The organism is Streptomyces sp. DG2A-72, from assembly GCF_030499575.1.
GTDB lineage: Bacteria > Actinomycetota > Actinomycetes > Streptomycetales > Streptomycetaceae > Streptomyces.
In genome coordinates, this window is the sequence record NZ_JASTLC010000001.1 from 3,148,152 (window position 1) to 3,172,251 (window position 24,100).

Below are 24,100 nucleotides of genomic sequence, written 5' to 3' on the forward strand. Positions count from 1 at the left end.
GCTTCACCCCGTGCTCTCCAGATACCGCAGCACCGCCAGCACCCGCCGGTTCCCCGTCTCCGACGGTGCCAGGTCGAGCTTGGTGAAGATGTTGGCGATGTGTTTCTCGACGGCGCGTTCGGAGACGGTGAAGGCCGTGGCGATGGCGTGGTTGGTGCGGCCCTCGGCCATCAGCTCCAGCACCTCGCGCTCGCGGGGCGTGAGCGTGTCGAGGGCGTTGGTGCGGCGGCTCGCGCCGAAGAGCTGGGCGACCACCTCGGGGTCGAGGGCGGTGCCGCCGGCCGCGATCCGCTCCAGCGCGCCGACGAACTCGGCGATGTTCGCGACCCGTTCCTTCAGCAGATACCCGAACCCGGCCGGGTTGCCGAGCAGTCGGGCGGCGTGCGCGGTCTCGACGTACTGCGAGAAGAGGAGCACACCGGTGCCGGGGTGCTCCTCACGCAGCCGTAGGGCCGCTCGTACGCCCTCGTCGGTCTGGGTGGGCGGCAGCCTGATGTCGACGACAGCGACATCGGGGACGTGCTCGGCGACGGCGGCCAGCAGGGCGTCGGCGTCCGCGACGGCCGCGGCGACCTCGACCTGCCGGAGCGCCAGCAGCTGGACCAGTCCGTCACGCAGCAGGGCCGAGTCCTCGGCGATGACGACGCGCATCCCACTCCTGTCACAAGGGCAGCTCGACGGTGACCACCGTAGGCCCTCCCGGCGGGCTGTCGCAGGTGAGTGTGCCGTCGACGGTGCGGGCGCGGGCCAGCAGTCCGGTGAGGCCGGAGCCCTTGCCGAGGGCGGCGCCGCCGCGTCCGTCGTCGGTGACGGTCAGCCGCAGCAGGCCGTCGCGGGCGGTGACGTCGACCGTGGCGGATGCGGCGCGGCTGTGCTTGGCGGCGTTGGCGAGGAGTTCGGCGGCGCAGAAGTAGGCGATGGACTCGACGGCCGGGGCGGGGCGGGTGCGGATGTCGGTGGTGAGGGCGACCGGTAGCGCGCTGTCGGCGGCGAGGGTGGCGAGCGCCGCGGGCAGGCCCTCGTCGAGTACGGGGGGATGGATGCCCTTGACCAGGTGGCGCAGGTCGGTGATGGCTTGGGTGGCGTTGCCCTGGGCGGTGTCGACGACGGAGAGGACACGGTCGGGCGCGGCGTCGGCGGCGATCAGCTCGCGGATCATGGTGAGGTGCATGGTGAGGCCGACCAGCCGGGCCTGGGTGCCGTCGTGCAGGTCGCGCTCGATACGGCGGAGGGTGGCGGCGGCGTCCTCGACGGCGTGCGCACGGGTCTCCTCCAGGGCGCGGATACGGCGGTCCGCAGCGCTCGGGCCGAGCAGCGCGGTCAGTACGAAGCGGTGGGGGGTGAGCGCGTACCGGAGGAGCCGGGGGGCGGCGGCGAGCAGCAGCAGTCCGAAGGTGAGCGGGATCAGCCAGCGCGGCCAGGTGTCGACCTGGTGGCCGAAGAACTCTAGTGACACGCGGGACGTCGAACCGTCCGGATGGTGAACCGTCTCGTAGTTCACGCGCGCGAGCAGCGGGTGCAGCGTGAGCAGAACGCCGTACGCATATCCGATGCAGACGGCGATCACCCCGAGTGCTGCGGTGAACGGGGTCAGCAGCGCGCACCCCACCGCACGCCATCCGACCCGGTCCCCCAGCACGGCTCGCCGCCACGCGAAGATCCCGCGGCCCTCCGCCCGCAGCGGCTCCTCGATCTCCACTCCGAGCAGCCGCCGTGCCAGCCTCCGCTGCACCGCGCCCAGCGCCAGCGCACCCCGCACGGTCCCGGCCATCAGCCACAGGCCCAGCGTGGTCACCGACAGCGCCCCGCCGACCGCCAGCCCGACCAGCGTCAGCAGAAACCCGACGTAAGCGAGCGGAAACGCCAGCACCACGTACAGCACGGCGGCCAGGGCGCGGCGGCCGAAGGTGGCCCGGATGAGAACCCGGAGGCGGGCGACGAGCGTACGGAGGCCATACATGGACAGCAACCTGGGCAAGGCGGTGTCCATCGCGTGCCTCCTGGGCGTGAGCTGCTGAAAGCCGAGCCTCCAGGGTGGCCCGCCCCCGGTTCGTAGACGATGGTGGCCACACGGAAACCGGTGGTTGGGTTACCCGCACCGGCCCCGCCTCACAGCCCGCGACCTGCGCACCGTCCGAACCCTCACACACACCCCCGGCCGCCGCTGAGGGCAGCGTTCCTCACGGGAAACAGACGTGATGCGGCCGGGTAACACCGGCACCGCACGCTCAAGGGCATGACCTCGAATACGCGTGTGGTGGTGATCGGCGCCGGCCTCGCGGGCGTACGTCTCGCCCGGCGGCTCGGTGAGCTGGGCACGCCCGTGACGCTGATCGGCGAGGAGGAGCACCGCCCGTACAACCGGGTACTGCTCGCCGAGGTGCTGGCCGGCCGGTACGCCCCCGAGGTGATCGCCCTGCCCTCCCCCGCCGGGCTGGTCCGGGCCCGGGTCACCGGGATCGACCGCGCCGGGCGGCAGGTGGAGTGCGCGGACGGCTCGAAGATCGCCTACGACACGCTGGTCCTGGCCACCGGCTCCAACCCTGTGCTGCCGCCGCTGCGCGGACTGTTCACCCCCGAGCACGAGCTTCCCGAGGGCGTCCACGCGTTCCGCACCATGGACGACTGCCTCGGCCTGTCCAAGGCGGTACGGCCGGGTGTGCGCGCGGTCGTCATCGGCGGCGGGCTCCTCGGGGTCTCCGCGGCCCGCGCGCTCGCGATGCGCGGCGCCCAGGTCGTCCTCGCCCAGCAGTCCGAGCGGCTCATGGAGCGCCAGCTCGACCCGAACGCCTCGAAGCTGGTGCTGCGGCACCTGAAGGATCTCGGCGTCGAGGTCCACACCGAGTGCCGGGTGCGCGACGTGCGCTGCGTCGGCGGCGCGGTCCGCTCGGTGGAGATGGCCGACGGATACGCCCTCGACGCCGACCTCGTCGTCCTGGCCTGCGGGGTCCACCCGCGTGTGGGCCTCGCCCAGACCGCCGGACTCGCGGTGCGCAAGGGCGTCATCGTCGACGACGAACTGCGTACGTCCGACCCGCACATCCGGGCGATCGGCGACTGCGCCCAGCACGACGGCGTCCTGTACGGGCTCGCCACTCCGGCCCTCGAACAGGCCGACGTACTGGCCGAGATGCTGGCGGGCGACGCGGGCGCCCGCTACACCGGCACCCGTTCGCTGACCCGGCTCACGCTGAACGGGACGGACGCGTTCGACCTCGCCGCGTTCGGCGAGACCGTGCCGCTGCCGGGCGACGACGTCGTCCAGCTCGCCGACGCCACCCGCGGCACCTACCGCAAGGTCGTCGTCCGCGACGACCGCGTGGTCGGCGGCGTACTGGTCGGCGAACTCGGCACCGTCGGCGCCCTCGCCCGCGCCTGGGAGGGAGCAGAGCCGCTTCCCGCCGACGGCGCCCCCCTGCTCCACCTGCTCACCAACGATGGAGGCTCCTGATGACCGCCGCCACCCTGGGGGCCACCCCCACGATCGTGCTCGTCGGCCATGGCATGGTCGGCCAGCGCTTCCTCGAAGCGCTGGCCGAGCGCGGCCTGACCGCCACGCACCGCGTGGTCGTGCTGTGCGAGGAGCCGCGCCCCGCGTACGACCGCGTCGCCCTCACCTCGTACTTCTCGGGCAAGACGCCCGAGGACCTGTCGATGACCGACATGGAGTTCATCGACAAGCACGCGATCGAGCTGCACGTCGGCGACCCGGCCGTCTCCGTGGACCGTGAGGCGAAGAAGGTCACGGCCAGGTCCGGTGAGGTCTTCGAGTACGACACCCTCGTCCTCGCCACCGGCTCCTTCCCCTTCGTACCGCCCGTCCCCAACAAGGACGCCACCGGCTGCTTCGTCTACCGCACCATCGAGGACCTGCTCGCGATCGAGGAGTACGCGAAGACGGCCACGACCGGCGCGGTGGTCGGCGGCGGTCTGCTCGGCCTGGAGGCGGCGGGCGCGCTGCAGGGTCTCGGACTCACCTCCCACATCGTGGAGTTCGCGCCCCGGCTGATGCCCGTCCAGGTGGACGACGGCGGCGGCGCGGCGCTGCTGCGCACCATCGAGGACATGGGCCTGAGTGTCCACACGGGTGTCGGCACGCAGGAGATCGTGGTCGACGCGGACGGCGCCGTGACCGGCATGAAGCTGTCCGACGGCTCCGAACTCGCCACCGACCTGGTCGTGTTCAGCGCCGGTGTCCGCCCCCGCGACCAACTGGCCCGCGACTGCGGCCTGACGGTCGGCGAGCGCGGCGGCATCACGGTCGACGAGCAGTGCCGTACGGTCTGCGACCCGCACGTCTTCGCGATCGGCGAGTGCGCGCTGGCGTCGGACGGCCGGGTGTACGGCCTGGTGGCGCCGGGCTACGAGCAGGCGGAGACGGCCGCCGCGACCATCGCGCAGGACGAGGCGGAATTCACCGGCGCCGACCTCTCCACCAAGCTGAAGCTGCTCGGCGTGGACGTGGCGTCCTTCGGTGACGCGCACGGCTCCACCGACGACTGCCTCGACGTCGTCTACTCCGACTCCCGCGCGGGCCTGTACAAGAAGCTGGTCATCGGCCGCGACGGCACGCTGCTCGGCGGCATCTTGATCGGCGACGCGGACGCGTACGGCACCCTGCGCGCGCTGACCGGCTCGGTCCCGCCGATCGCGCCCGAGTCGCTGGTGCTGCCGGCCGGTGCCGGCGGTCCGGCGCAGCTCGGCCCGTCCGCGCTGCCGGACGACGCGATCATCTGCTCCTGCAACAACGTCCGCAAGGGCACGATCCGCGGCGCGGTCACCGAGCACAACTGCACCACCGTGCCCGAGGTGAAGAAGTGCACCAAGGCCGGTACGACCTGCGGCAGTTGCGTCAAGGTGCTGGGCCAGCTGGTCACCGCGGAGCTGGAGGCCAGCGGCGTCGAGGTCGACAAGGGCCTGTGCGGCTGCTTCTCGCAGACCCGCGAGGAGCTGTACGAGATCGTCCTCGCCCTGCGCATCAACACCTACCAGGATCTGCTGGACCGCTACGGCCGCGAGGACGCCCGGGGCAGCGACGGCTGCGAGATCTGCAAGCCGGCGGTGGCGTCGATCATCGCCTCCCTCGCCCCCACGATCGGCGCGAGCGGCTACGTCCTCGACGGCGAGCAGGCGGCCCTCCAGGACAGCAACGACCACTTCCTCGCCAACCTCCAGAAGAACGGCTCGTACTCGGTCGTCCCGCGCATCCCCGGCGGTGAGATCACCCCGGAGGGCCTGATCGTCATCGGCGAGATCGCCCGCGACTTCGGCCTCTACACGAAGATCACCGGCGGCCAGCGCATCGACATGTTCGGCGCCCGGGTCGAGCAACTCCCGCTGATCTGGACGAGGTTGGTGGACGCCGGCTTCGAGTCCGGCCACGCCTACGGCAAGTCGCTGCGCACGGTGAAGTCCTGCGTCGGCCAGACCTGGTGCCGCTACGGCGTCCAGGACTCCGTCCGCATGGCGATCGACCTGGAGCTGCGCTACCGGGGGCTCAGGTCCCCCCACAAGCTGAAGTCCGCGGTCTCCGGGTGCGCCCGCGAGTGCGCGGAGGCCCAGTCGAAGGACTTCGGCGTGATCGCCACGTCCAACGGCTGGAACCTGTACGTCGCCGGCAACGGCGGCGCGACCCCGCGCCACGCGGACCTGCTGGCGCAGGATCTGACGGACGCCGAGCTGATCAGGCTGATCGACCGCTTCCTGATGTTCTACATCCGCACCGCCGACCGCCTGGAGCGCACCTCGACCTGGCTGGAGCGGATCCCGGGCGGCCTGGACCACGTACGCGATGTGGTCGTCGAGGACTCTCTCGGTATCTGCGAGGAGCTGGAGACGCTGATGGCCGCGCACGTCTCCAACTACCGCGACGAGTGGTCCGACACCATCAACGACCCGGAGAAGCTCGCCCGGTTCGTGTCCTTCGTGAACGCGCCGGACACCCCCGACCCGGTCGTCGGCTTCGTCCCCGAGCGCGACCAGATCAAGCCCGACCTGCCGCTGCTGTCCATCGGCCTGCGCCCCGCCGATGACGTCCTGGAAGGAACCGCCCAGCGATGACCCTGGCCCCAGAGACGACCGATCTGAAAATCCAACTCCGCCTCGACGACAGCTGGTTCACCGTCTGCGACCTGAACGTCCTGCTGCCGGGCCGCGGCGTGGCGGCCCTGCTGCCGGACGGCCGGCAAGCTGCCCTCTTCCGCGACCGGGCGGGCAACCTCTACGCCGTCGACAACCGCGACCCGTTCGGCGGCGCGGCAGTCCTCTCCCGCGGCCTGACCGGCTCCCACCAGGGCCGCCCCTTCGTCGCCTCCCCCCTGCTGAAGCAGCGCTTCGACCTGACGACCGGGCAGTGCCTGGACGACGACTCGGTACGGATCACCGCGTACGAGGTACGCACCGCTTCTTGAGAGAGTTTCCTGTCCCCGAGAAGGTTTCTTGACCGATCGTTCTCATTAAGCCTAGGCTGCGCTACGTGGCCAGGACCAAGGAGTTCGATCCGGACGCCGCACTGCAGGCAGCCCTGGAGCTGTTCTGGCAGCGCGGCTACGAGGCGACGTCGATGTCCGACCTCGTCGAGCACCTCGGCGTCGGCCGCGCCAGCATCTACGCGACCTTCGGCAACAAGCACGAGCTGTATCTGAAGGCGCTGGACCGGTACACCGAGATGGGCGATCCGCGGCTGTTGCGCGAGCTGTCCCAGCCGGGGCCGGCGCTGCCCGCCGTGCGCGCGGTGGTGTGGCGGTTCGCGGCGGAGGCCGCGGACGAGGCCCGCCGCAGGGCCGGTTGTTTCGTCACCAATACAGCGGCCGAGCTGGCACCGCACGACACGGCGGCGGCCCGCCGCGTGGAGCTCAGCTGGGAGCACCTCGAAACACCTCTGCACTCCGCACTCGTACGCGCCCAGGCGCAGGGCGAGCTGCCGGAAGACCGCGATCCGCGAGCCCTGGCCCGCATGCTGCTGGTGCTCATGCAGGGACTGCGGGTGGTCGGCAAGGCGTCGACCGACCCGGCACGGGTGCGGGACGCGGCCGAGCAGGCGCTGAGCCTGCTGAACTGACACCCGACGCCGACTCCAGCGCACACAACGACGACTCAGCAACACGCCCGTGTCGCTGGGCGCCCCGCGCCCCACGACCCTCCCCCTTCCCCCCTGCCCCCTCCCCCTCTCGACTCTCGACTTCATACTGAACCGATCGATCAAAAAAGGAGCGCAGATGACCACGGTCGACGGTACCGCGGCGAAACCGGCGTCACCCCGCTCCACCAAGGCGTCGTTCGCACTGCTCGGCGCCGTGCAGATCACGCTGATCTTCACGCTGGCTGCCGTGGCCGTGCCGTTGCCGCACATCGGGCACGAATTCGGGCTGCGGCGCGAGGAGTTGCTCCTGCTGAGTGCCGCATACGGGCTCACGTTCGCCGGTCTGCTGCTGTTCGGCGGGCGGCTCGCAGACCGGCACGGCGGACGCCGGGCACTCACGGCGGGACTGCTGGTGTTCGGCAGTTCGTCGGCCGCCGCGGCGCTCGCGCCCGGTTACGCCCCGCTGCTCATGGCCCGGTTCGCTCAGGGCGCCGGCGCAGCCCTGGTCGCCCCGGCCGCGATGGCGTTGCTGCGGACGGTCTTCCCCGGGCCCGCCGCCCACCGCAAGGCGATCGCCACCTGGGGTGGCCTGTCGGTTCTCGGCGCCACGGCGGGCAACCTGCTCTCCGGGGTCGTCTCCGCCCTGGCGTCCTGGCGGTGGGCCCTCGCCGTGCCGCTCGTCGTAACGGCGGCAGCGCTCGCCCTCGCGCCCCGAGTGCTGCCGCTGGCTCCTCCGGCTTCCCGCGGCGACGAGCGCGACCCCGGACACCGGCGCCCCGCCCTCGACCTGACCGGCGCGTTCCTGGTCACGGCCGGCATCATCTCCACCAGTTACGGGCTCGTCCTCACCGACGCCTGGCCGTGGACTTCCGTCCGAGTGCTGGCGCCGCTCGCCGTCGGAGCCGTCCTGCTGGGCGCCTTCGTCGCGACGGAGCATCACGCACAGGATCCGCTGCTGCCGCCGCGCTTCCTCCTCGACGGGCGGCGAGCGCTCGGGCTCACCGCCACCGCGCTGACCGCGGCCGGGACGTCGACGGTCTTCGTGCTGTTCTCGCTCCACCTGCAGGACGAGCGCGGCTGGTCGGCGCTGCGTACGTCGGCCGCGTTCGCGCCCTTCGCCGCCGCGCTCATCATCTCCAGCCGGGTGGCGGGGCGGCTCATCGGGCGGTACGGGGCGGCTCTCGTCACCGGCGGCGGGCTGGCCACGGGGGCCGTGGGCCTCGCGCTCCTTGCGCTCCTCGGTGTCGAGGGCTCAGCCCCGTACACCTACGGGATGCTGCCCGGATTCGTCCTGCTGGCCGCCGGGGCCGCCGTCTCCTTCGCGGGGGCCGCCGTGCTGGCCACAGACCGGGTGCCGGCGGAGCGGAGCGGCCTCGCGGGCGGGGTGCACAACACGGCGATGGAGACCGGGCCGACCGTCGTCTTCGCCCTGGTGCTCGCGGTCGGCGGTGACACGGCGAGCCTCGCGGCAACCGCGGCCCTGTTCGCCACAGCCGCCCTGGCCCTGCGCCTCACCCGCTTCTGACCTTCCCGCTCCCGGCTCCGGCCGGGCGGGTCGTACACCACACCATCCCATCCAGCAAAGGGAGTCACCCATGACCCGAAACCGTTTCTCAGGCCGCACCGCACTCGTCACCGGGGGCGGATCCGGCCTCGGACGGGCCATCGCGCTCGCGTTGGCTGCCGAAGGGGCGTCCGTCGTCGTCGCGGGCCGTACCGGGACCTCGCTGGACGAGACCGTCGCCCTCGCCGAGCAGGCCGGCGGCACCGCGATCGCGCAGGTCACCGACGTGGCCCAGGCCGCGGACGTGGAGGCGCTCGTCCGGACGGCCGTGGACCGCTTCGGTTCCCTCGACATCGCCGTGAACAACGCAGGGGTCTTCCGAGGCGGCCGGCCCGTCGCCGACCTCCCCGAGGCCGACTGGCGGACTCTCCTCGGCATCAATGTCACCGGCGTGCTCCTCTCCCTGCAGGCGGAGGTGCGTCAGATGCGGACCCAGCCGGACGGCGGGGTCATCGTCAACGTCTCGTCCAACCTGGGTGCGCACCAGCAGTGGCCAGGCACGACCGCGTACGCCGCCTCCAAGGCCGCGGTGTCCGCGCTCAGCGCCGGTGCCGCGCTCGACCACATCTCCGACGGTATCCGTATCAACGCCGTGAGCCCGGGCGCCTCGGCCACTTCCATGTCGCTACGGCCCGGCGAGACCGTGGACGAGCGTACGGCGCGCATGAAGGAGGAGTCGCCGCTGGGCCGTGTCTCCTCGACCGAGGAGGTGGCCGAGGCCGTCCTGTATCTGGCCTCCGACGCGGCGGCCTCCGTCGTCGGCACGGACCTGGTGATCGACGGCGGCGCGTCGCTGTAACCAGAGGGCCAGAGGGGTTGCCCGGGAAGGCGTGCTCAGGCCTTCAACCCGTCGTACGTCACCCCGGTCAACGTCTCCGACGCCTCCCAAAGGCGTTCCCCCGCCCGGTCGTTGAGCGTCCAGGGTGCGCGCCAGGTCCGGCCCGGTGCGCCCCGCCAGCCCGCGAGGGACGGGCCGGTGAAGGAGTCGGGGTGTACGTCGGGGGCGGTGGCGGCGTAGAGCGTGGGCAGGGCGCCGGCGGTGGCGGGCCGGCCGATGATGCGGTTGCCGAGGAGCATGATCCGTTCGCTGAGCTTGCTGCCCGCCATTCGAGGGCCGGCGGTCTGGAGGTTGGTGTCGGCGTAACCGGGGTGCGCGGCGGCGGCCACGAGGTCCGCGCCGGCAGCCGCCGCCCTGCGGGCCAGCTCGTGCGTGAAGAGCAGGTTGGCCGTCTTGGAGCGGGCGTACGCGATCCAACGGTTGTAGCGGCGCTCGCTGTTGAGGTCGTCGATGTCGATGTTGGACAGGGCGTGCATACCGCTGGAGACGGTCACCACCCGCGCCCCGGGCGTGGCGAGCAGCACCGGCAGCAGCCGTCCCGTGAGCGCGAAGTGGCCCAGGTGATTGACCCCGAACTGCGTCTCGAAGCCGTCCGCCGTCGTCCCGTACGGCAGCGCCATCACCCCGGCGTTGTTGATCAGCAGATCGAGACGGTCGTACGGGTACCAGGCCGCGAAATCCCGTACGGAACCCAGGTACGCCAGGTCCAGCCGGCCGTACTCCACGTCCGTGCCCGGCGCTTCGGTGACCAGCCGGTCGCCGGCCTCGGTGCCGCGTGCCTCGCTGCGGCAGGCGAGCACCACGCGGGCACCCTTGCCGGCCAGCTCCCGCGCGGTGACGTACCCGAGGCCGCTGTTGGCGCCGGTGACGACGGCGACGCGGCCGGTCTGGTCGGGGATGTCACTCGCGTTCCAGCCGGGCATGGCGGGGCTCCCTCCGGTGTGCGGATCGGATTCAGCGTACGGCGGCGAGCGGCCGGTGCGGCCGTCCGACGCGTACTCGGCCGCCACAGCCTGTCCATGACCTGTCAACCCACTGTGCCCGAGCGAAGTAACCCCGCGCCCCTAACGTCCCTCACCGCACGACCCCGCCGTCGATCGGCGACGGGGCGGTCACGCCACCCTTGGAGCGAGAGTGGAACGTCGTACTGTCCTGCGTGCGGCCGTCCTCGGCGGGTCCTCCGCCGTCTTCGGCGGAACCCTGTGGCGCGGCGCCGCGTACGCCGCGCCCGCGCAGCCCGGCACCGGCCCGTACGGAGCGCTCGGTTCGCCGAACGCCAACGGCATCAGACTCCCCAGCGGCTTCACCAGCCGAGTGATAGCCCGCTCCGGCCAGACAGTCCCCGGCACCTCGTACACCTGGCACAACGCCCCTGACGGCGGCGCCTGTTACGCCGACGCCAGCGGCTGGATCTACGTCTCCAACTCGGAGATCAACCCGTCCGGCGGCGCGAGCGCGGTGAAGTTCTCGTCGACCGGCGCGATCACCGGCGCGTACCGCATCCTGTCCAGCACCCGCCAGAACTGCGCGGGCGGCAAGACCCCGTGGAACACCTGGCTGTCCTGCGAGGAGGTGTCCCTCGGCTACGTCTACGAGACCGACCCGTGGGGCGTGAACGCCGCCGTGCGCCGCGACGCCATGGGCCGCTTCAAGCACGAGGCCGCCGCCGCCGACCCCGTGCGCAAGGTCATCTACCTGACCGAGGACGAGTCGAACGGCCGCTTCTACCGCTTCGTACCGACCACTTGGGGCAACCTCTCCGCCGGCACCCTCCAGGTCATGGTCGCCGGCTCCGCCACGTCCGGCTCCTTCACCTGGGCCAACGTCCCCGACCCGGACGGCTCCCCGACGTCCACCCGCACCCAGGTCTCCGGCTCGAAGTCCTTCAACGGCGGCGAGGGCTGCCACTACGCCGACGACACGGTGTGGTTCACCACGAAGGGCGACAACCGCGTCTGGCAGCTCAACCTCACGTCGAACACCTACGAGTTGGCGTACGACGACTCCCTGGTGACCTCGGGCACGGCCCCCCTCACCGGCGTCGACAACATCACCGGCTCCTCCTCCGGCGACCTCTTCGTCGCCGAGGACGGCGGCAACATGGAGATCTGCGTCATCACCCCGGACGACGTCATCGCACCGTTCCTGCGCATCGACGGCCACTTCGGCTCCGAGATCACCGGCCCGGCCTTCTCACCCGACGGAACCCGGCTGTACTTCTCCAGCCAGCGGGGGACCAGCGGGAGTTCGTCCGGTGGGATCACGTACGAGGTGACAGGGCCGTTCCGCTCGTAGCGGCCCGTCCGGCGGGGGCGTCCGTGCCCTGCGGGCGCCCTCCGCGACGTGCTTAGGCTTCTGCCATGGCCGTGACCTTCTTCGCCGTGACCCTCGACTGTCCCGACCCCGATGCGCTGGCCCGCTTCTACCAGGGCTTCCTCGGCGGCAAGCGGGCCATCTCCGACGAGGGCGACTTCGCCGTGCTCGTCCTGGACGGCGGTGAAGTCCGCATCGACTTCCAGCAGGCAGCCAACCCACAGCCACCCCGCTGGCCGGACCCGACCGCCCCGCGCCGCCATCACCTGGAATTCTCCATCGACGAGGACATGCCCGCCATGGAACGCCGCCTTCGCGAACTCGGCGCGACCGTGCAGGAACAGCAGCCCGGCGGCGACCAGTTCCGGGTGTTCGCCGATCCCGCCGGTCACCTGTTCTGCGTGGCGCCGCGGGAGACGACGTATGTGCACGGGGAGTTGCTCGACTATGACCACTGACCCGGGCCGATCCCTCCGCGACAACCGGCCAGGCCCTGGCCAAGAGGGCGGCGGTAGCGCAACTTGCTGAGAGAGGCCCCACCGGTGGTGTCCTCCACAGCTGCGCCGTCTGCGTGCCAGCCAGCGGCTTCGTAGAAGCGCCGGGCGCGTTCATTGTCTTCCAGGACCCACAAGGTGGCCTGCGTGTAGTCAGCCTGTCCGATAGTCGTCAACGTGGCCAGCATCAATTGCTTTCCGATCCCAGTGCCCCAGACCTCGGGCATCGTGTACAGCGTGCCGATTTCCGCTGCGGTGGGGGTCCCCTGAGACGGGCCGAAACTTGCGAATCCGACGATCCCCGCCTCGGTTTCGGCTACGAGTACTCCCGACGATGGCCACCGTGTCTCCGCGATGCGTGTCTTCCACTCGGACTCTTCGCGGCTTGGGTCCATGGCGTCGAGGTAGTGCTGGGGAACAAGACCGGCAAAGGCCACCTGCCAGGAGCACACGTGGACACCAGCGACCGCTGACGCGTCATCAGGCCATGCCTGTCGGGTCTGCATGACCGTCATTCTTCAAGTCTCCACAAACCCGGCCAAGTTCTTTTCCGAGGGCGCCACCGAGTGCTCGACTGGTGATCCGGCAAAGCGTTCCCGGGCTACGAGCGGCGAGAGCTTCATGCATCACCGGGTTTACAGAACGTGAATCCATGAGCGGAGAGCTACCGTCCGGTCACGTCACGTTCGCATCACGGGTCCGGCATTTCGCCGCGGCATCAGCAGGCCCTCAATACGTTCGTCACCTCATATCCGGCCGATCGCCTCTGTGTGATCAGGCGTATGGATATCCGTGCACATGAGGGGGATCTCCGTGAAGCTTTTCCGCAAGCCAGCCGCCGTGGCTGTCGCCGCGCTGGCGCTGGCCGCTCTGCCTGTCACTGCCGAGGCGCATGACGGCAATCACCCGTTCGAGAACTGCTCCGAGGCGTACGACAACGGGTACTCCAACATCAAGGAGGGCGACGAGCACTACGGGGAGCACCTGGACCGCGACCAGGACGGCATCGGCTGTGACAACCCGCCCGCGGGCTTCGTCCCCGCCGAGGACACGGGCACCGACGGCGCCGAAGACGCTGCGGAACAGGAGGACACCGACCTCGCGGCGACCGGCGGCAACAGCGCCACGCCGTATATCGCGGGCGGCGGTGCCGCCGTCCTCCTCGCCGGGGGCGGGCTGCTGGTTGTGGTGCGTCGGCGTCGCGAGGCCCGCTGATCCGTAACGGAGTGACGGGCTAGGGCGGCGTGGAATCGGCGCGTCCGTCGGCGAGTTGACGAGAACGTATCTGCGATCTTCAGGAAGCAGGCCGATATGTCCGACGAACCCGCCGTCCGTGAACTCCGCCTCGTCGTCACAGCGGACGACTACGACGCCGCCCTGCACTTCTACCGCGACGTTCTCGGCCTGACCGAACAGGCCGCGTTCTCCTCACCCGACGGACACGTCACGATCCTCGATGCCGGACGGGCCACGCTGGAGCTGACCGATCCGAATCATGCGGCGTTCATCGACGAGGTGGAGGTCGGGCGGCGGGTGGCCGGGCATATTCGGGTGGCGTTCCAGGTGGGTGACTCCGCCGCCGTCACGGCGAAGCTGGCCGCGGCCGGCGCCGAGGTGGTCGCCGAGCCGACGCGGACGCCGTGGAATTCGCTGAACTCCCGGCTGGAGGCGCCGGGTGCGCTGCAGCTGACGCTCTTCACCGAGCTGGGCGAATAGCGGCGAACAGAAAGGGCGAGAGGGCGGCTCCCCCGCACGGGGTGCCGCCCTCTCGTCGTGCACCGGAGCCGCCGCCCATCGGTGAGGGTCGGGGACGGACGACGGCTCCGGGGTCGGGAGCGCCCCGAAGGGGCGCGGGGCTGTATCTATATGCGGCTCCGCCGCGTGGGCGCGACCAGCCACAACGGCGCCGCAGCCGACCTACGACACATCGCGGCACTCGAAGCGGAGCGCTCAGCGGTGGTCGCTGCCCTGGGACCGGGACGCCGCCCGGCCTGCCTCCAGACGCGCCACCGGGATGCGGAACGGCGAGCAGGAGACGTAGTCCAGGCCCACCTCGTGGAAGAAGTGGACCGACTCCGGGTCGCCGCCGTGTTCGCCGCAGACGCCCAGCTTCAGGTCGGGGCGGGTGGCACGGCCCGCCTCGGCCGCCAGCTTCACCAGGGAGCCCACGCCGTCCTTGTCGATCGTCTCGAACGGGGAGACGCCGAAGATGCCCTTCTCCAGGTACGCCGTGAAGAACGAGGCCTCCACGTCGTCCCGGCTGAAGCCCCACACCGTCTGGGTCAGGTCGTTCGTGCCGAAGCTGAAGAACTCCGCCGCCTCCGCGATCTGGCCCGCCGTCAGCGCGGCGCGCGGCAGCTCGATCATCGTGCCGATCGCCAGCTTCAGCTCCGTACCCGTCGCCGCCTCCACCTCCGCTACGACCTGGTCGGCCTCCTCGCGGACGATCTCCAGTTCCTGGACCGTGCCGACGAGCGGGATCATGATCTCGGCGCGCGGGTCGCCCTTGGCGTTCTTGCGCTCGGCCGCGGCCTCGGCGATCGCCCGTACCTGCATGGTGAACAGGCCCGGGATGACCAGGCCCAATCGCACACCCCTGAGCCCCAGCATCGGGTTCTGCTCGTGCAGGCGGTGGACGGCCTGGAGCAGCCGCAGTTCGTTCTCGTGCGGCTCCTGGCGGGACTCGGCGAGCGCCACGCGGACCGACAGCTCGGTGATGTCGGGGAGGAACTCGTGCAGCGGGGGGTCGAGAAGACGGATCGTCACCGGGAGGCCGTCCATCGCCGAGAACAGCTCCACGAAGTCCTGCTTCTGGAGCGGGAGAAGGGCCTTCAGGGACTCCTCGCGCTCCGCCTCCGTGTCGGCCAGGATCAGGCGCTCCACCAGCTCACGGCGGTCGCCGAGGAACATGTGCTCCGTGCGGCACAGGCCGATGCCCTGCGCGCCGAAGCGACGAGCCCGCAGCGCGTCCTCCGCGTTGTCCGCGTTGGCGCGCACCCGCAGCCTCCGCTTGCGGTCGGCGAACGCCATGATCCGGTGTACGGCCTCGACCAGCTCGTCGGCGTCCTGGGCGCCCGCGTGCATCCGGCCCTCGAAGTACTCCACGACGGGAGACGGGACCACCGGGACCTCGCCCAGGTAGACCTTGCCGCTGGAGCCGTCGATGGAGATGACGTCGCCTTCCTCCACCACCTGCCCGCCGGGGACGGTCATCCGGCGCCGCTTGGTGTCGACCTCCAGCTCCTCCGCGCCGCACACGCACGTCTTGCCCATGCCGCGCGCCACGACGGCCGCGTGCGAGGTCTTGCCGCCGCGCGAGGTCAGAATGCCCTCCGCCGCGATCATGCCGTCCAGGTCGTCGGGGTTGGTCTCCCGGCGGACCAGGATCACCTTCTCGCCCGAACGCGACCACTTCACGGCGGTGTACGAGTCGAAGACCGCCTTGCCGACCGCCGCACCCGGCGAGGCCGCGATGCCCCGGCCGACCGTCTCGACCTTCGTGTCCTCGTCGAAGCGGGGGAACATCAGCTGGGCCAGCTGGGCGCCGTTGACGCGCTGGAGGGCCTCCGCCTCGTCGATGAGCCCCTGGTCGACCAGCTGCGTGGCGATCCGGAAGGCCGCGCCCGCCGTGCGCTTGCCGACGCGGGTCTGGAGCATCCACAGCTGGCCGCGCTCGATGGTGAACTCGATGTCGCAGAGATCCTTGTAGTGGTTCTCCAGGGTCTCCATGATCTGCATCAGCTGGTCGTACGACTTCTTGTCGATCGTCTCCAGCTCCGCGAGCGGGACGGTGTTGCGGATGCCCGCGACCACGTCCTCACCCTGGGCATTTTGGAGGTAGTCGCCGTAGACGCCCTGGTGGCCCGAAGCGGGGTCCCGCGTGAACGCCACACCCGTGCCCGAGTCCGGGCCGAGGTTGCCGAAGACCATCGAGCAGATGTTGACCGCGGTGCCCAGGTCGCCGGGGATCCGCTCCTGGCGGCGGTAGAGCTTCGCGCGGTCGCCGTTCCAGGAGTCGAAGACGGCCTTGATGGCGAGGTCCATCTGCTCGCGCGGGTCCTGCGGGAAGTCCCGGCCGGCCTCCGTCTTGACGATCTTCTTGAACTTGGTGACCAGCTTCTTCAGGTCGGCGGCCTCCAGCTCGGTGTCGACCGTGACCTTCTTGGCCTCCTTGGCCTTCTCCAGCGCGTCCTCGAAGAGGTCGCCGTCGACGCCGAGGACGGTCTTGCCGAACATCTGGATGAGGCGGCGGTAGGAGTCCCAGGCGAACCGGTCGTCGCCGGCCTGCTGGGCGAGGCCCTGCACGGACTTGTCGGAGAGACCGATGTTGAGGACCGTGTCCATCATGCCGGGCATCGAGAACTTCGCCCCGGAACGTACCGATACGAGGAGGGGGTTATCGGCCTGTCCGAGCTTCTTGCCCATCGTCGCTTCGAGGGCGTCGAGGTGCGCACTCACCTCGTCACGCAGTGCCACCGGCTCCTCGCCGCTGTCGAGGTAGACCTTGCAGGCCTCAGTGGTGATGGTGAAGCCCGGAGGGACGGGAAGACCCAGATTGGTCATCTCGGCGAGGTTCGCACCCTTTCCGCCGAGGAGGTCCTTGAGCTCCTTGTTGCCCTCGGTGAAGTCGTAAACGAACTTTTGATTTTCCGACACGGGTCCCAACTCCTCGAGGACGCGGTGGCTGCCCTGACGGCGAGGAACATACCCAGTTCGAAGGCGTCTGGGTACGTCCACTTGTGCGTCATGAGCCTGTAACCAGCCGTCCGCCACAGGATCGAAAGTCAAGGCTTGGCAAGGAATAGCCCGTCGATGTGTTCACTTCTTGAACGGGTTCAGCCCCGCAGGCCGTCATTATCGCTCACCTGAGCGGCTCCCGGCACGTCTGATTTCGATCGATGAACGATCAAGGGGTGGCACTCAGTGCCACTCCTTGGAGAAGTGCAGTCGCTCAAGATCCGCTCATCTGAGCGCTACCCTTATCAAGGGTGGCGAGAATCACGCTGCCACAGGCGACGGGATTTCACCATGCGGACGACCCGCGGACAGGTATCCGGACCGAAACGTGCTGCTTACACGCCGAGCGCCAGCAACCGCTCCTCCACCCGCTCCGGCGCATACAGGTACTCGACGACCAACGCCCCCGCCCCCACAAGCCCGGCCCGCTCGCCGAGCCGCGAGGTCACGACCTCCAGATGGGCGGTGGAACGCGGCAGCGCCCGCTGGTACAGCAGCTCCCGTACGCCGGTGAGGAAGGGAGTTCCGGCCAAATCCCCGGCGATCATCAGAACCCCGGGGTTCAGCAGCGTCACGACGGTCGCCAGTACGTCCCCGACCGCCCGCCCGGCCTCCCGCGCCAGCGCCGCCGCCTCCGGATGCCCGGCCGCCAGCAGATCCCGTACGTCCGAGCCGGACGCGGCAGGCACGCCGGTCTCCGCCAGCCGCCGGGCCACGGCGCCGCCGCTGGCGACGGCGGCCAGACAGCCGTACGAACCACACCGGCACAGCGCCTCCGCGCCCACCCGGATGTGCCCGAGGTCGCCCGCGCCCCCGTCGATGCCCCGGTAGACCGAGCCGTCGACCACGACGCCCGCGCCGATACCGGTGGACACCTTGACCAGTACGAAGGCCGAGCAGTCCGGGTGTCCGGTGCGCTGTTCGCCGTACGCCATGAGGTTCGCGTCGTTGTCGACGAGGACGGGGACGGGCGCGGCGCCCGTGTGCTCGGTGAAGGCTCTGGCGAGGCGGCCCCGTATGTCGTAGCCGTCCCAGCCGGGCATGATCGGCGGCTGGACGACGCGGCCGGTGTCGCTGTCGACGGGGCCGGGCACCGCGAGCCCGATGCCGCAGACCTCGTCGGCCCGGTGACCAGCCTTCTCCAACAGCTCGGCGAACCAGTGGCCGAGGTCGCCGAGTACGGCGTCCGGGCCGTCCTCGACGACCAGCGTGCCGGAGTGCTCGGCGAGGATCTCGCCGCTGAGCGAGAGGACGGCGGCGCGGGCGTGCCGGGTGTCCAGGTCGGCGGCGAGGACGACGGCGTGCCCGTCGTCGAATTCGAGGGTGATCGAGGGGCGCCCGCCGAGCGGGGACTCGACCGGGCCGCCGGCGCCCTCGCGCAGCCAGCCCGCGCGGAAGAGGCGGTCGAGACGCTGACCGACGGTCGCGCGTGAGAGACCCGTCACCTGTTGGAGTGCACCACGGGTCGTCGCACGGCCGCTGCGCACCAGCTCCAGCAGCTCTCCGGCGCTCGCCTGACTCCGACCGGCCATGCACACCCCCTTGTGTTTCTCAAGCTTGCATTACATATTGAGTTTTGCGTGTTAAATAGACGTAACTCTACGGTAGCCACTGCCGAACCGGTCGGCCGGACGTCTTCGGGGAGCCCCGAGTGGATCGCACTGCCCAACTCACAGCACGCCGCACCGAGCGTGAGCTCGTATACGATCCGCCCCTCACGAAACCTTCGCTGCACCTCAGGGCCGCGCGGGTGCTGGAGGCCAACTGGACGGGCACCAACACGGTGCCCTCGCGCAGCCTGTATCCGCACCAGTGGTCCTGGGACTCCGCGTTCATCGCGATCGGCCTGAGGCACATCTCGCCGTTACGGGCGCAGACGGAGCTGGACACGCTGCTCGACGCCCAGTGGGGCGACGGCCGGATCCCGCACATCGTCTTCAACCCCTCCGTACCGCTCGACGCCTACTTCCCGAGCCCCGACTTCTGGCGCTCCTCGACCGCGGGGCGCGCTGCGGGCGCCCCGCGCACCGTACAGACGTCCGGCATCGTGCAGCCACCGGTGCACGCGCTGGCGGCCTGGCTGGTGCACTGCGCCGACCCCGGTCTGTCCCGGGCGCGCGGCTTCCTCTCCCGGGTGTATCCCCGGCTGGCGGCCTGGCACCGCTATCTGCTGCACCGGCGGGACCTGGGCGGGGGCGGTCTGGCGTCCGTCGTGCACCCGTGGGAGCAGGGCATGGACAACTCCCCTTCCTGGGACGCGCCGCTGAGCCGCATCACGCCCGCCCCGGCCCGCTCCTTCCGCCGTGCCGACCTCGACCACGGGGCGGCGGAGGACCGGCCGACGGATCTGGACTACGGGCGGTATGTGCGGCTGGCGACGGACTACCGGGACCGGGGGTACGCCGACGGGGCCGGCGACTTCGCGGTGGAGGACCCGGCGTTCAACGCCCTGCTCATCGCCTCCGAACACGCCCTCGCCCGCATCGCGCACGAGCTGGGGGCGACGGGGACGGCCCGGCACGCGCGCGCGGAACGGCTGACGGCGGCGCTGGTGGAGCGGCTGTGGGACCCGGCGCGGGGCATGTTCTTCTGCCGGGATCTGCGGGGCGGGGAGTCCGGCCGGGATCTGCGCGGCGGCGGCCTGATCCCCGAGCGCGGTGTCTCCGGCCTCGTCCCGCTCCTCCTGCCCGGCCTCCCGCGCGACATCGCCGCCGCCCTCGTCCGCACGGCGAGCGGCCCGCACTTCGGCCTGGGCACCACCACCCGCCTCGTCCCGTCGTACGACCTCCTCGGCGAGGCCTTCGACCCGCACCGCTACTGGCGCGGCCCGGCCTGGTTCAACACCGGCTGGCTGCTGGAGCGCGGGCTGCGCATGTACGGCGAGCGGGAGCGCGCCGGTGCGCTGCGCGAGGCGGTGCTGGAGCTGGCCGGCACGTCCGACTTCGCGGAGTACGTCGACCCGTACACCGGCGAGGCCTGCGGAGCCACCGGCTTCGGCTGGACCGCCGCGCTCACGCTCGACCTGCTGCACAGCGACACCTCAGTCAGCGACACCTCAGTCAGTGACACCTCAGTGATGGCCAGCGTGGTGACCAAGGGAGGGGACCAGGGATGACGGACCGGCATCATCTGCTCGTGCACGGCGGGACGTTCGCCGCCGTGGGCGACGGCGGCGACATCAGCGGCGTACGGGGCGGCACCTCCCCGGACGGCTTGTTCGTGCGCGACGCCCGGCACCTCAGCCGCTGGCAGCTGACGGTCGACGGGGCCGTACCCGAGGCATTGAGTCCCGTCGCCGACGGGGACACCGCGCGCTGTGTCCTGGTCCCGCGCGGTGGCCGCCAGGAGCCACCGGCGTACACGGTCTTCCGTGAACAGGCCGTGGGCGACGGCGCGTTCATCGAGTTATTGCGAGTGACCAGCAACCGCCCGGTGCCGACCACGGTCCGCCTCGCGGTCACCGCGGACGCCGACTTCACCGACCAGTTCGAGCTGCGCTCCGACCACCGCACCTACACCAAGACCGGCGCGACCCGCACCCGCCAAGTCCTCGACGGTGGCGTGGAGTTCACCTACCGGCGCGGCGAATGGCGCTCCCTGACGACGGTGACGGCCGAGCCGGTGCCGGACGGCGTCGAGGAGACGGGCACGGGCGCGCGTCGCCTCGTCTGGACCCTGGAACTGGAACCGCACGGCACGGCGGAGCTGGCCCTGCGGGTCATGGCCCGTCCCCACGGCGACAAGCGAGCCCGCCGGGTGCCCCGCTCCCCCGCCGCGCTGACCGACCAACTTCTCGCCCTGGAAGGCGAGTTCGTGGAGGGCGTGGCCTTCCCGACCGGCTGGCCCGAGCTGGCCGCGGCCTGCGCGCGCGGCCTCGCCGACCTGGCCTCGCTGCAGATCCCGGCGGCGGGCCTGGACGGCGAGGAGGTACGGGTTCCCGCGGCCGGCGCGCCCTGGTTCTTGACGCTGCTGGGCCGCGACGCGCTCCTGACGTCCCTGTTCGCCCTCCCCTACCGCCCCCAGCTCGCCGCCGCCACCCTCCCCGCGCTCGCCGCGGCCCAGGCGACGGAGACCGGCGCGGGCTCGGTCGCCCAGCCCGGCAAGATCGTGCACGAGGTGCGGCACGGCGAGCTGGCGCACTTCGGGCAGGTGCCGTACGGGCGTTACTACGGGTCGGTGGATGCGACGCCGTTGTTCCTGGTGCTGCTGGGTGCGTACGTCGAGCAGACGGGCGACGCGGAGCTGGCCCGCCGCCTTGAGTCGCACGCCCGCGCGGCGATCGGCTGGATGCTGGACCACGGCGGGCTCACCTCCCGCGGCTACCTCGTCTACCGCGCCGACCAGGGCGGCCTCGCCAACCAGAACTGGAAGGACTCCCCCGGCGCGATCTGCTCCGCCGACGGCACGAGGGCCTCCGGCTCGGTGATGGCGGCGGGGGCTCAGGGTTACGCGTACGACGCCCTGCGCCGCACCGCGTGGCTGGCCCGCACGGTGTGGGACGACGAGGTGTATGCGGCGCTGCTGGAGCAGGCGGCGGGCGATCTCCGCGACCGTTTCCAGCGGGACTTCTGGATGCCGGACCGGTCCTTCCCCGCTCTCGCGCTGGACGGTGAGGGCCGACATGTCGACGCGCTGGCCTCCGACGCCGGGCATCTGCTGTGGTCGGGGCTGCTCGACAAGGAGTACGGCGAGATGGTCGGGCGGCGGCTGCTGGAACCGGACTTCTTCTCCGGGTGGGGCGTCCGCACGGTGGCCTCCGGCCAGTCTGCGTATCATCCGCTGTCGTATCACCGGGGGTCTGTGTGGCCGCATGACAACGCGCTGATCACGTTGGGGCTTGCGCGGTACGGGCTCCATGACGAGGCCCGTACGGTGGCGCATGCGCTGGTTGATGCGGCGGCGGCCACGGGGCATCGGCTGCCGGAGGTGCTTGCGGGGTATGGGCGGGGGTCGCATGGGGAGCCTGTGCCGTATCCGCATGCGTGTGTGCGGGAGTCCCGGTCGGCGGCGGCGCCGCTTGCTCTGCTGACGGCGGTTGGCGGCGCCTAAGAGCTCGGGTGGAGTAGCTGCGTGGCGAGTGCGGGTTTGCCGTGGCTGGTCGCGCAGTTCCCCGCGCCCCTATAGGGGCGCCTTATTTGCCGTGTGTTTGCCGAGTGCTGGGCGAAATGGCTGAACACGGGCCGAGGACGGACCGTACGGGATGACGTAGATCCTGGGCCTTGCACGGAAGGACTTCGGGTGCCCGTCTTCACGCGTCAACGTCAACTGCCTGCTACGACTGACGAGCCGGCACCCGACGACGAAAGTAGTACGCCACAGGCGCTTCGCACGCGGCTTGCCCACCTCCGTGCCTGGCGCACGCGCCACCCTGCGGCTGCCCGCAACCTCAGCTGGACCACGACCATCCTCGCCGCGGCTCTCGTCCTCGCCGCCCTCCTCCTCCCGAACGCCTGGGCCGCCCTGCGCCCGAACAGGTTCATGCGGCTGCCGGCGGAGGCGATCGTAGGAGCGGTGATCCTGCTGGCGCTGCCCCGCCGGCCCCGCACGGTGGTCGCCGCGCTGATCGGAGTGGGCCTGGGTGTCCTGACCGTGCTGAACTTCCTGGACATGGGCTTCCGGGAGTACCTGGGCCGGGGCTTCAACATGGTCCTGGACTGGGAGTTGCTGGACGACGCGCAGTCGTACACGGCGGACTCGATGGGCGGTACCGTCGCGACGGTCGCCGCCATCGGAGCCGTACTCCTCGTCGTGGTGCTGATGGCCGTGATGGCGCTGGCGACGGTCAGGCTGGCCAGTCTCCTCGCCCGGAACTCCTCGGTCGCGACGCGCGGCACGCTGATCGCGGGCACCGTCTGGATCCTCTGTGCGGCGCTCGGCATCCAGGTCTCGGGCATGCCGGTCGCCTCCGACCGCACCGTGGACACGCTGAGGATGCAGGCGCGGCGGGTGACGGACACGCTGCGGGACGAGGCGGCGTTCGCCAAGGAGGCCAAGGCGGACCGGTTCGGCAGTACGCCCGGCGCTCAGCTGGTGCCGGATCTGCGGGGCAAGGACGTCATCTTCACGTTCATCGAGAGCTACGGCCGCAGCGCGCTCGAGGACCCGGACATCTCGCCCGGCGTGAACAAGACGCTCGACACGAGCACCCAGGCGCTCACGAAGGCCGGTTTCTCCGCCAAGAGCGGCTGGCTGACGTCGGCGACCTACGGCGGCAGCAGCTGGCTCGGCCACTCCACGTTCCTGTCCGGCCTGTGGATCGACAACCAGCAGCGCTTCCGCACGGTGATGTCCAGCGACCGGCTCTCCCTCACCAAGATGTTCCAGAAGACCGGCGCGTGGGACACGGTCGGCATCATGCCGGGCATCCAGAAGGGCTGGCCGGAGGAGAAGTTCTACGGCCTCGACAAGGTCTACAACGCCTTCGGACTGGGCTACAAGGGCCCGAAGTTCAGCTGGTCGACGATGCCGGACCAGTACGCCCTGGAGGCGTTCCAGCGTCAGGTGCACGGCAAGAAGCGCGACAAGCCGCTGATGTCGGAGGTGATCCTGACCTCCAGCCACCAGCCGTGGGCCCCGATCCCCAAGATGGTCGGCTGGGACGAACTGGGCGACGGCTCGATCTTCAACAGCATCCAGAAGGCGGGCAACAGCCCGTCGGACGTCATGTCCGACAGCGCCAAGTCCCGTGAGGAGTACGGCAAGTCGATCGAGTACTCGGTCACCTCACTCACCCAGTGGCTCGAGCGCTACGGCACCGACGACACCGTCCTCGTCTTCCTCGGCGACCACCAGCCGATCGCCCGCGTCAGCGGCAACAACGCCAGCCGTGACGTCCCGGTATCAATCGTCGCCAAGGACCCCAAGGTCCTCGACAAGATCTCCTCCTGGAACTGGACCGACGGCATCAAGCCCGCCCAGAAGGCCCCCGTCTGGAAGATGGACGCCTTCCGCGACCGCTTCCTGATGGCATACGGCTCGACACCGGGCCCAAGCAAGGGCTGAGCAGGTCGGCAGCGCCCCAAAGGGGCGCGGGGCTGTATCGATATGCGGCTCCGCCGCGCGGGCGCGACCAG

Annotated in this window: 19 protein-coding genes; 13 read left to right on the forward strand and 6 right to left on the reverse strand. The window is 70.7% G+C overall.

Annotation, left to right across the window (positions count from 1 at the left end; all coding sequences use genetic code 11):
• Positions 1 to 3: 3 nt before the first annotated feature.
• Positions 4 to 651: a response regulator transcription factor gene (locus QQY66_RS15080; protein ID WP_301980825.1), complete on the reverse strand. Its 648-nt coding sequence runs from the start codon at positions 649 to 651 to the stop codon at positions 4 to 6.
• Between the two features lie 10 nt (positions 652 to 661).
• A complete protein-coding gene (locus tag QQY66_RS15085; RefSeq protein ID WP_301980826.1) occupies positions 662 to 1,990 on the reverse strand; it encodes a sensor histidine kinase in 1,329 nt (442 codons plus the stop codon).
• Between the two features lie 246 nt (positions 1,991 to 2,236).
• Here QQY66_RS15085 and QQY66_RS15090 point away from each other — a divergent pair, with 246 nt between their 5' ends.
• The 6 genes from QQY66_RS15090 to QQY66_RS15115 all read left to right on the forward strand — a co-directional run bounded on the left by QQY66_RS15090 (position 2,237) and on the right by QQY66_RS15115 (position 9,444).
• Positions 2,237 to 3,451 carry an NAD(P)/FAD-dependent oxidoreductase gene (locus QQY66_RS15090; RefSeq protein ID WP_301980827.1) on the forward strand — a complete coding sequence of 405 codons (1,215 nt, stop codon included), beginning with the start codon at positions 2,237 to 2,239 and terminating at the stop codon, positions 3,449 to 3,451.
• Positions 3,451 to 6,060 carry a nitrite reductase large subunit NirB gene (nirB, locus tag QQY66_RS15095; protein WP_301980828.1) on the forward strand — a complete coding sequence of 870 codons (2,610 nt, stop codon included), beginning with the start codon at positions 3,451 to 3,453 and terminating at the stop codon, positions 6,058 to 6,060. The genes QQY66_RS15090 and nirB overlap by 1 nt, the downstream gene beginning before the upstream one ends.
• Positions 6,057 to 6,410, forward strand: a complete 354-nt coding sequence (nirD, locus tag QQY66_RS15100) for a nitrite reductase small subunit NirD (protein WP_301980829.1) — start codon at positions 6,057 to 6,059, stop codon at positions 6,408 to 6,410. Before nirB ends, nirD begins: the two co-directional genes overlap by 4 nt.
• A gap of 65 nt (positions 6,411 to 6,475) precedes the next feature.
• Positions 6,476 to 7,060, forward strand: a complete 585-nt coding sequence (locus QQY66_RS15105; RefSeq protein ID WP_301980830.1) for a TetR/AcrR family transcriptional regulator — start codon at positions 6,476 to 6,478, stop codon at positions 7,058 to 7,060.
• Between the two features lie 157 nt (positions 7,061 to 7,217).
• On the forward strand, positions 7,218 to 8,606 hold the full coding sequence (locus QQY66_RS15110; RefSeq protein WP_301980831.1) for an MFS transporter: 1,389 nt from the start codon (positions 7,218 to 7,220) through the stop codon (positions 8,604 to 8,606).
• A gap of 70 nt (positions 8,607 to 8,676) precedes the next feature.
• Positions 8,677 to 9,444, forward strand: coding sequence for an SDR family NAD(P)-dependent oxidoreductase (locus QQY66_RS15115; protein ID WP_301980832.1), 768 nt, complete (start codon positions 8,677 to 8,679; stop codon positions 9,442 to 9,444).
• Positions 9,445 to 9,479: 35 nt separating this feature from the next.
• Here QQY66_RS15115 and QQY66_RS15120 read toward each other — a convergent pair whose 3' ends face one another.
• On the reverse strand, positions 9,480 to 10,406 hold the full coding sequence (locus tag QQY66_RS15120; protein ID WP_301980833.1) for an oxidoreductase: 927 nt from the start codon (positions 10,404 to 10,406) through the stop codon (positions 9,480 to 9,482).
• Between the two features lie 211 nt (positions 10,407 to 10,617).
• Here QQY66_RS15120 and QQY66_RS15125 point away from each other — a divergent pair, with 211 nt between their 5' ends.
• Complete coding sequence (locus tag QQY66_RS15125; RefSeq protein WP_301980834.1) at positions 10,618 to 11,778, forward strand: alkaline phosphatase PhoX; 1,161 nt, start codon at positions 10,618 to 10,620, stop codon at positions 11,776 to 11,778.
• Positions 11,779 to 11,843: 65 nt separating this feature from the next.
• On the forward strand, positions 11,844 to 12,254 hold the full coding sequence (locus QQY66_RS15130; RefSeq protein ID WP_301980835.1) for a VOC family protein: 411 nt from the start codon (positions 11,844 to 11,846) through the stop codon (positions 12,252 to 12,254).
• Here the strand turns inward: QQY66_RS15130 and QQY66_RS15135 are convergent.
• Positions 12,242 to 12,805 carry a GNAT family N-acetyltransferase gene (locus QQY66_RS15135; RefSeq protein WP_301980836.1) on the reverse strand — a complete coding sequence of 188 codons (564 nt, stop codon included), beginning with the start codon at positions 12,803 to 12,805 and terminating at the stop codon, positions 12,242 to 12,244. The two genes, QQY66_RS15130 and QQY66_RS15135, sit on opposite strands and share 13 nt — an antisense overlap.
• A 298-nt stretch (positions 12,806 to 13,103) precedes the next feature.
• Here QQY66_RS15135 and QQY66_RS15140 point away from each other — a divergent pair, with 298 nt between their 5' ends.
• Complete coding sequence (locus tag QQY66_RS15140) at positions 13,104 to 13,505, forward strand: excalibur calcium-binding domain-containing protein (protein ID WP_301980838.1); 402 nt, start codon at positions 13,104 to 13,106, stop codon at positions 13,503 to 13,505.
• Between the two features lie 96 nt (positions 13,506 to 13,601).
• Positions 13,602 to 14,006 carry a VOC family protein gene (locus tag QQY66_RS15145; protein ID WP_301980839.1) on the forward strand — a complete coding sequence of 135 codons (405 nt, stop codon included), beginning with the start codon at positions 13,602 to 13,604 and terminating at the stop codon, positions 14,004 to 14,006.
• A 234-nt stretch (positions 14,007 to 14,240) separates the two neighbouring features.
• Here the strand turns inward: QQY66_RS15145 and ppdK are convergent, their stop codons facing one another.
• Positions 14,241 to 16,946, reverse strand: a complete 2,706-nt coding sequence (ppdK, locus tag QQY66_RS15150) for a pyruvate, phosphate dikinase (protein WP_301980840.1) — start codon at positions 16,944 to 16,946, stop codon at positions 14,241 to 14,243.
• A 416-nt stretch (positions 16,947 to 17,362) separates the two neighbouring features.
• On the reverse strand, positions 17,363 to 18,559 hold the full coding sequence (locus QQY66_RS15155; RefSeq protein WP_301980841.1) for an ROK family protein: 1,197 nt from the start codon (positions 18,557 to 18,559) through the stop codon (positions 17,363 to 17,365).
• 119 nt (positions 18,560 to 18,678) lie between these two features.
• Between QQY66_RS15155 and QQY66_RS15160 the strand changes: the two genes are divergently transcribed.
• From QQY66_RS15160 to QQY66_RS15170, 3 genes are all read left to right on the forward strand, one after another.
• Positions 18,679 to 20,142 carry a hypothetical protein gene (locus QQY66_RS15160; protein ID WP_301980842.1) on the forward strand — a complete coding sequence of 488 codons (1,464 nt, stop codon included), beginning with the start codon at positions 18,679 to 18,681 and terminating at the stop codon, positions 20,140 to 20,142.
• Positions 20,139 to 22,076, forward strand: a complete 1,938-nt coding sequence (locus QQY66_RS15165; RefSeq protein WP_301980843.1) for a glycogen debranching N-terminal domain-containing protein — start codon at positions 20,139 to 20,141, stop codon at positions 22,074 to 22,076. The genes QQY66_RS15160 and QQY66_RS15165 overlap by 4 nt, the downstream gene beginning before the upstream one ends.
• Before the next feature lie 189 nt (positions 22,077 to 22,265).
• The gene (locus QQY66_RS15170) at positions 22,266 to 24,029 is read left to right on the forward strand and encodes a CDP-alcohol phosphatidyltransferase (RefSeq protein ID WP_301980844.1); all 1,764 of its coding nucleotides are present in this window, start codon (positions 22,266 to 22,268) and stop codon (positions 24,027 to 24,029) included.
• Positions 24,030 to 24,100 lie beyond the last annotated feature (71 nt).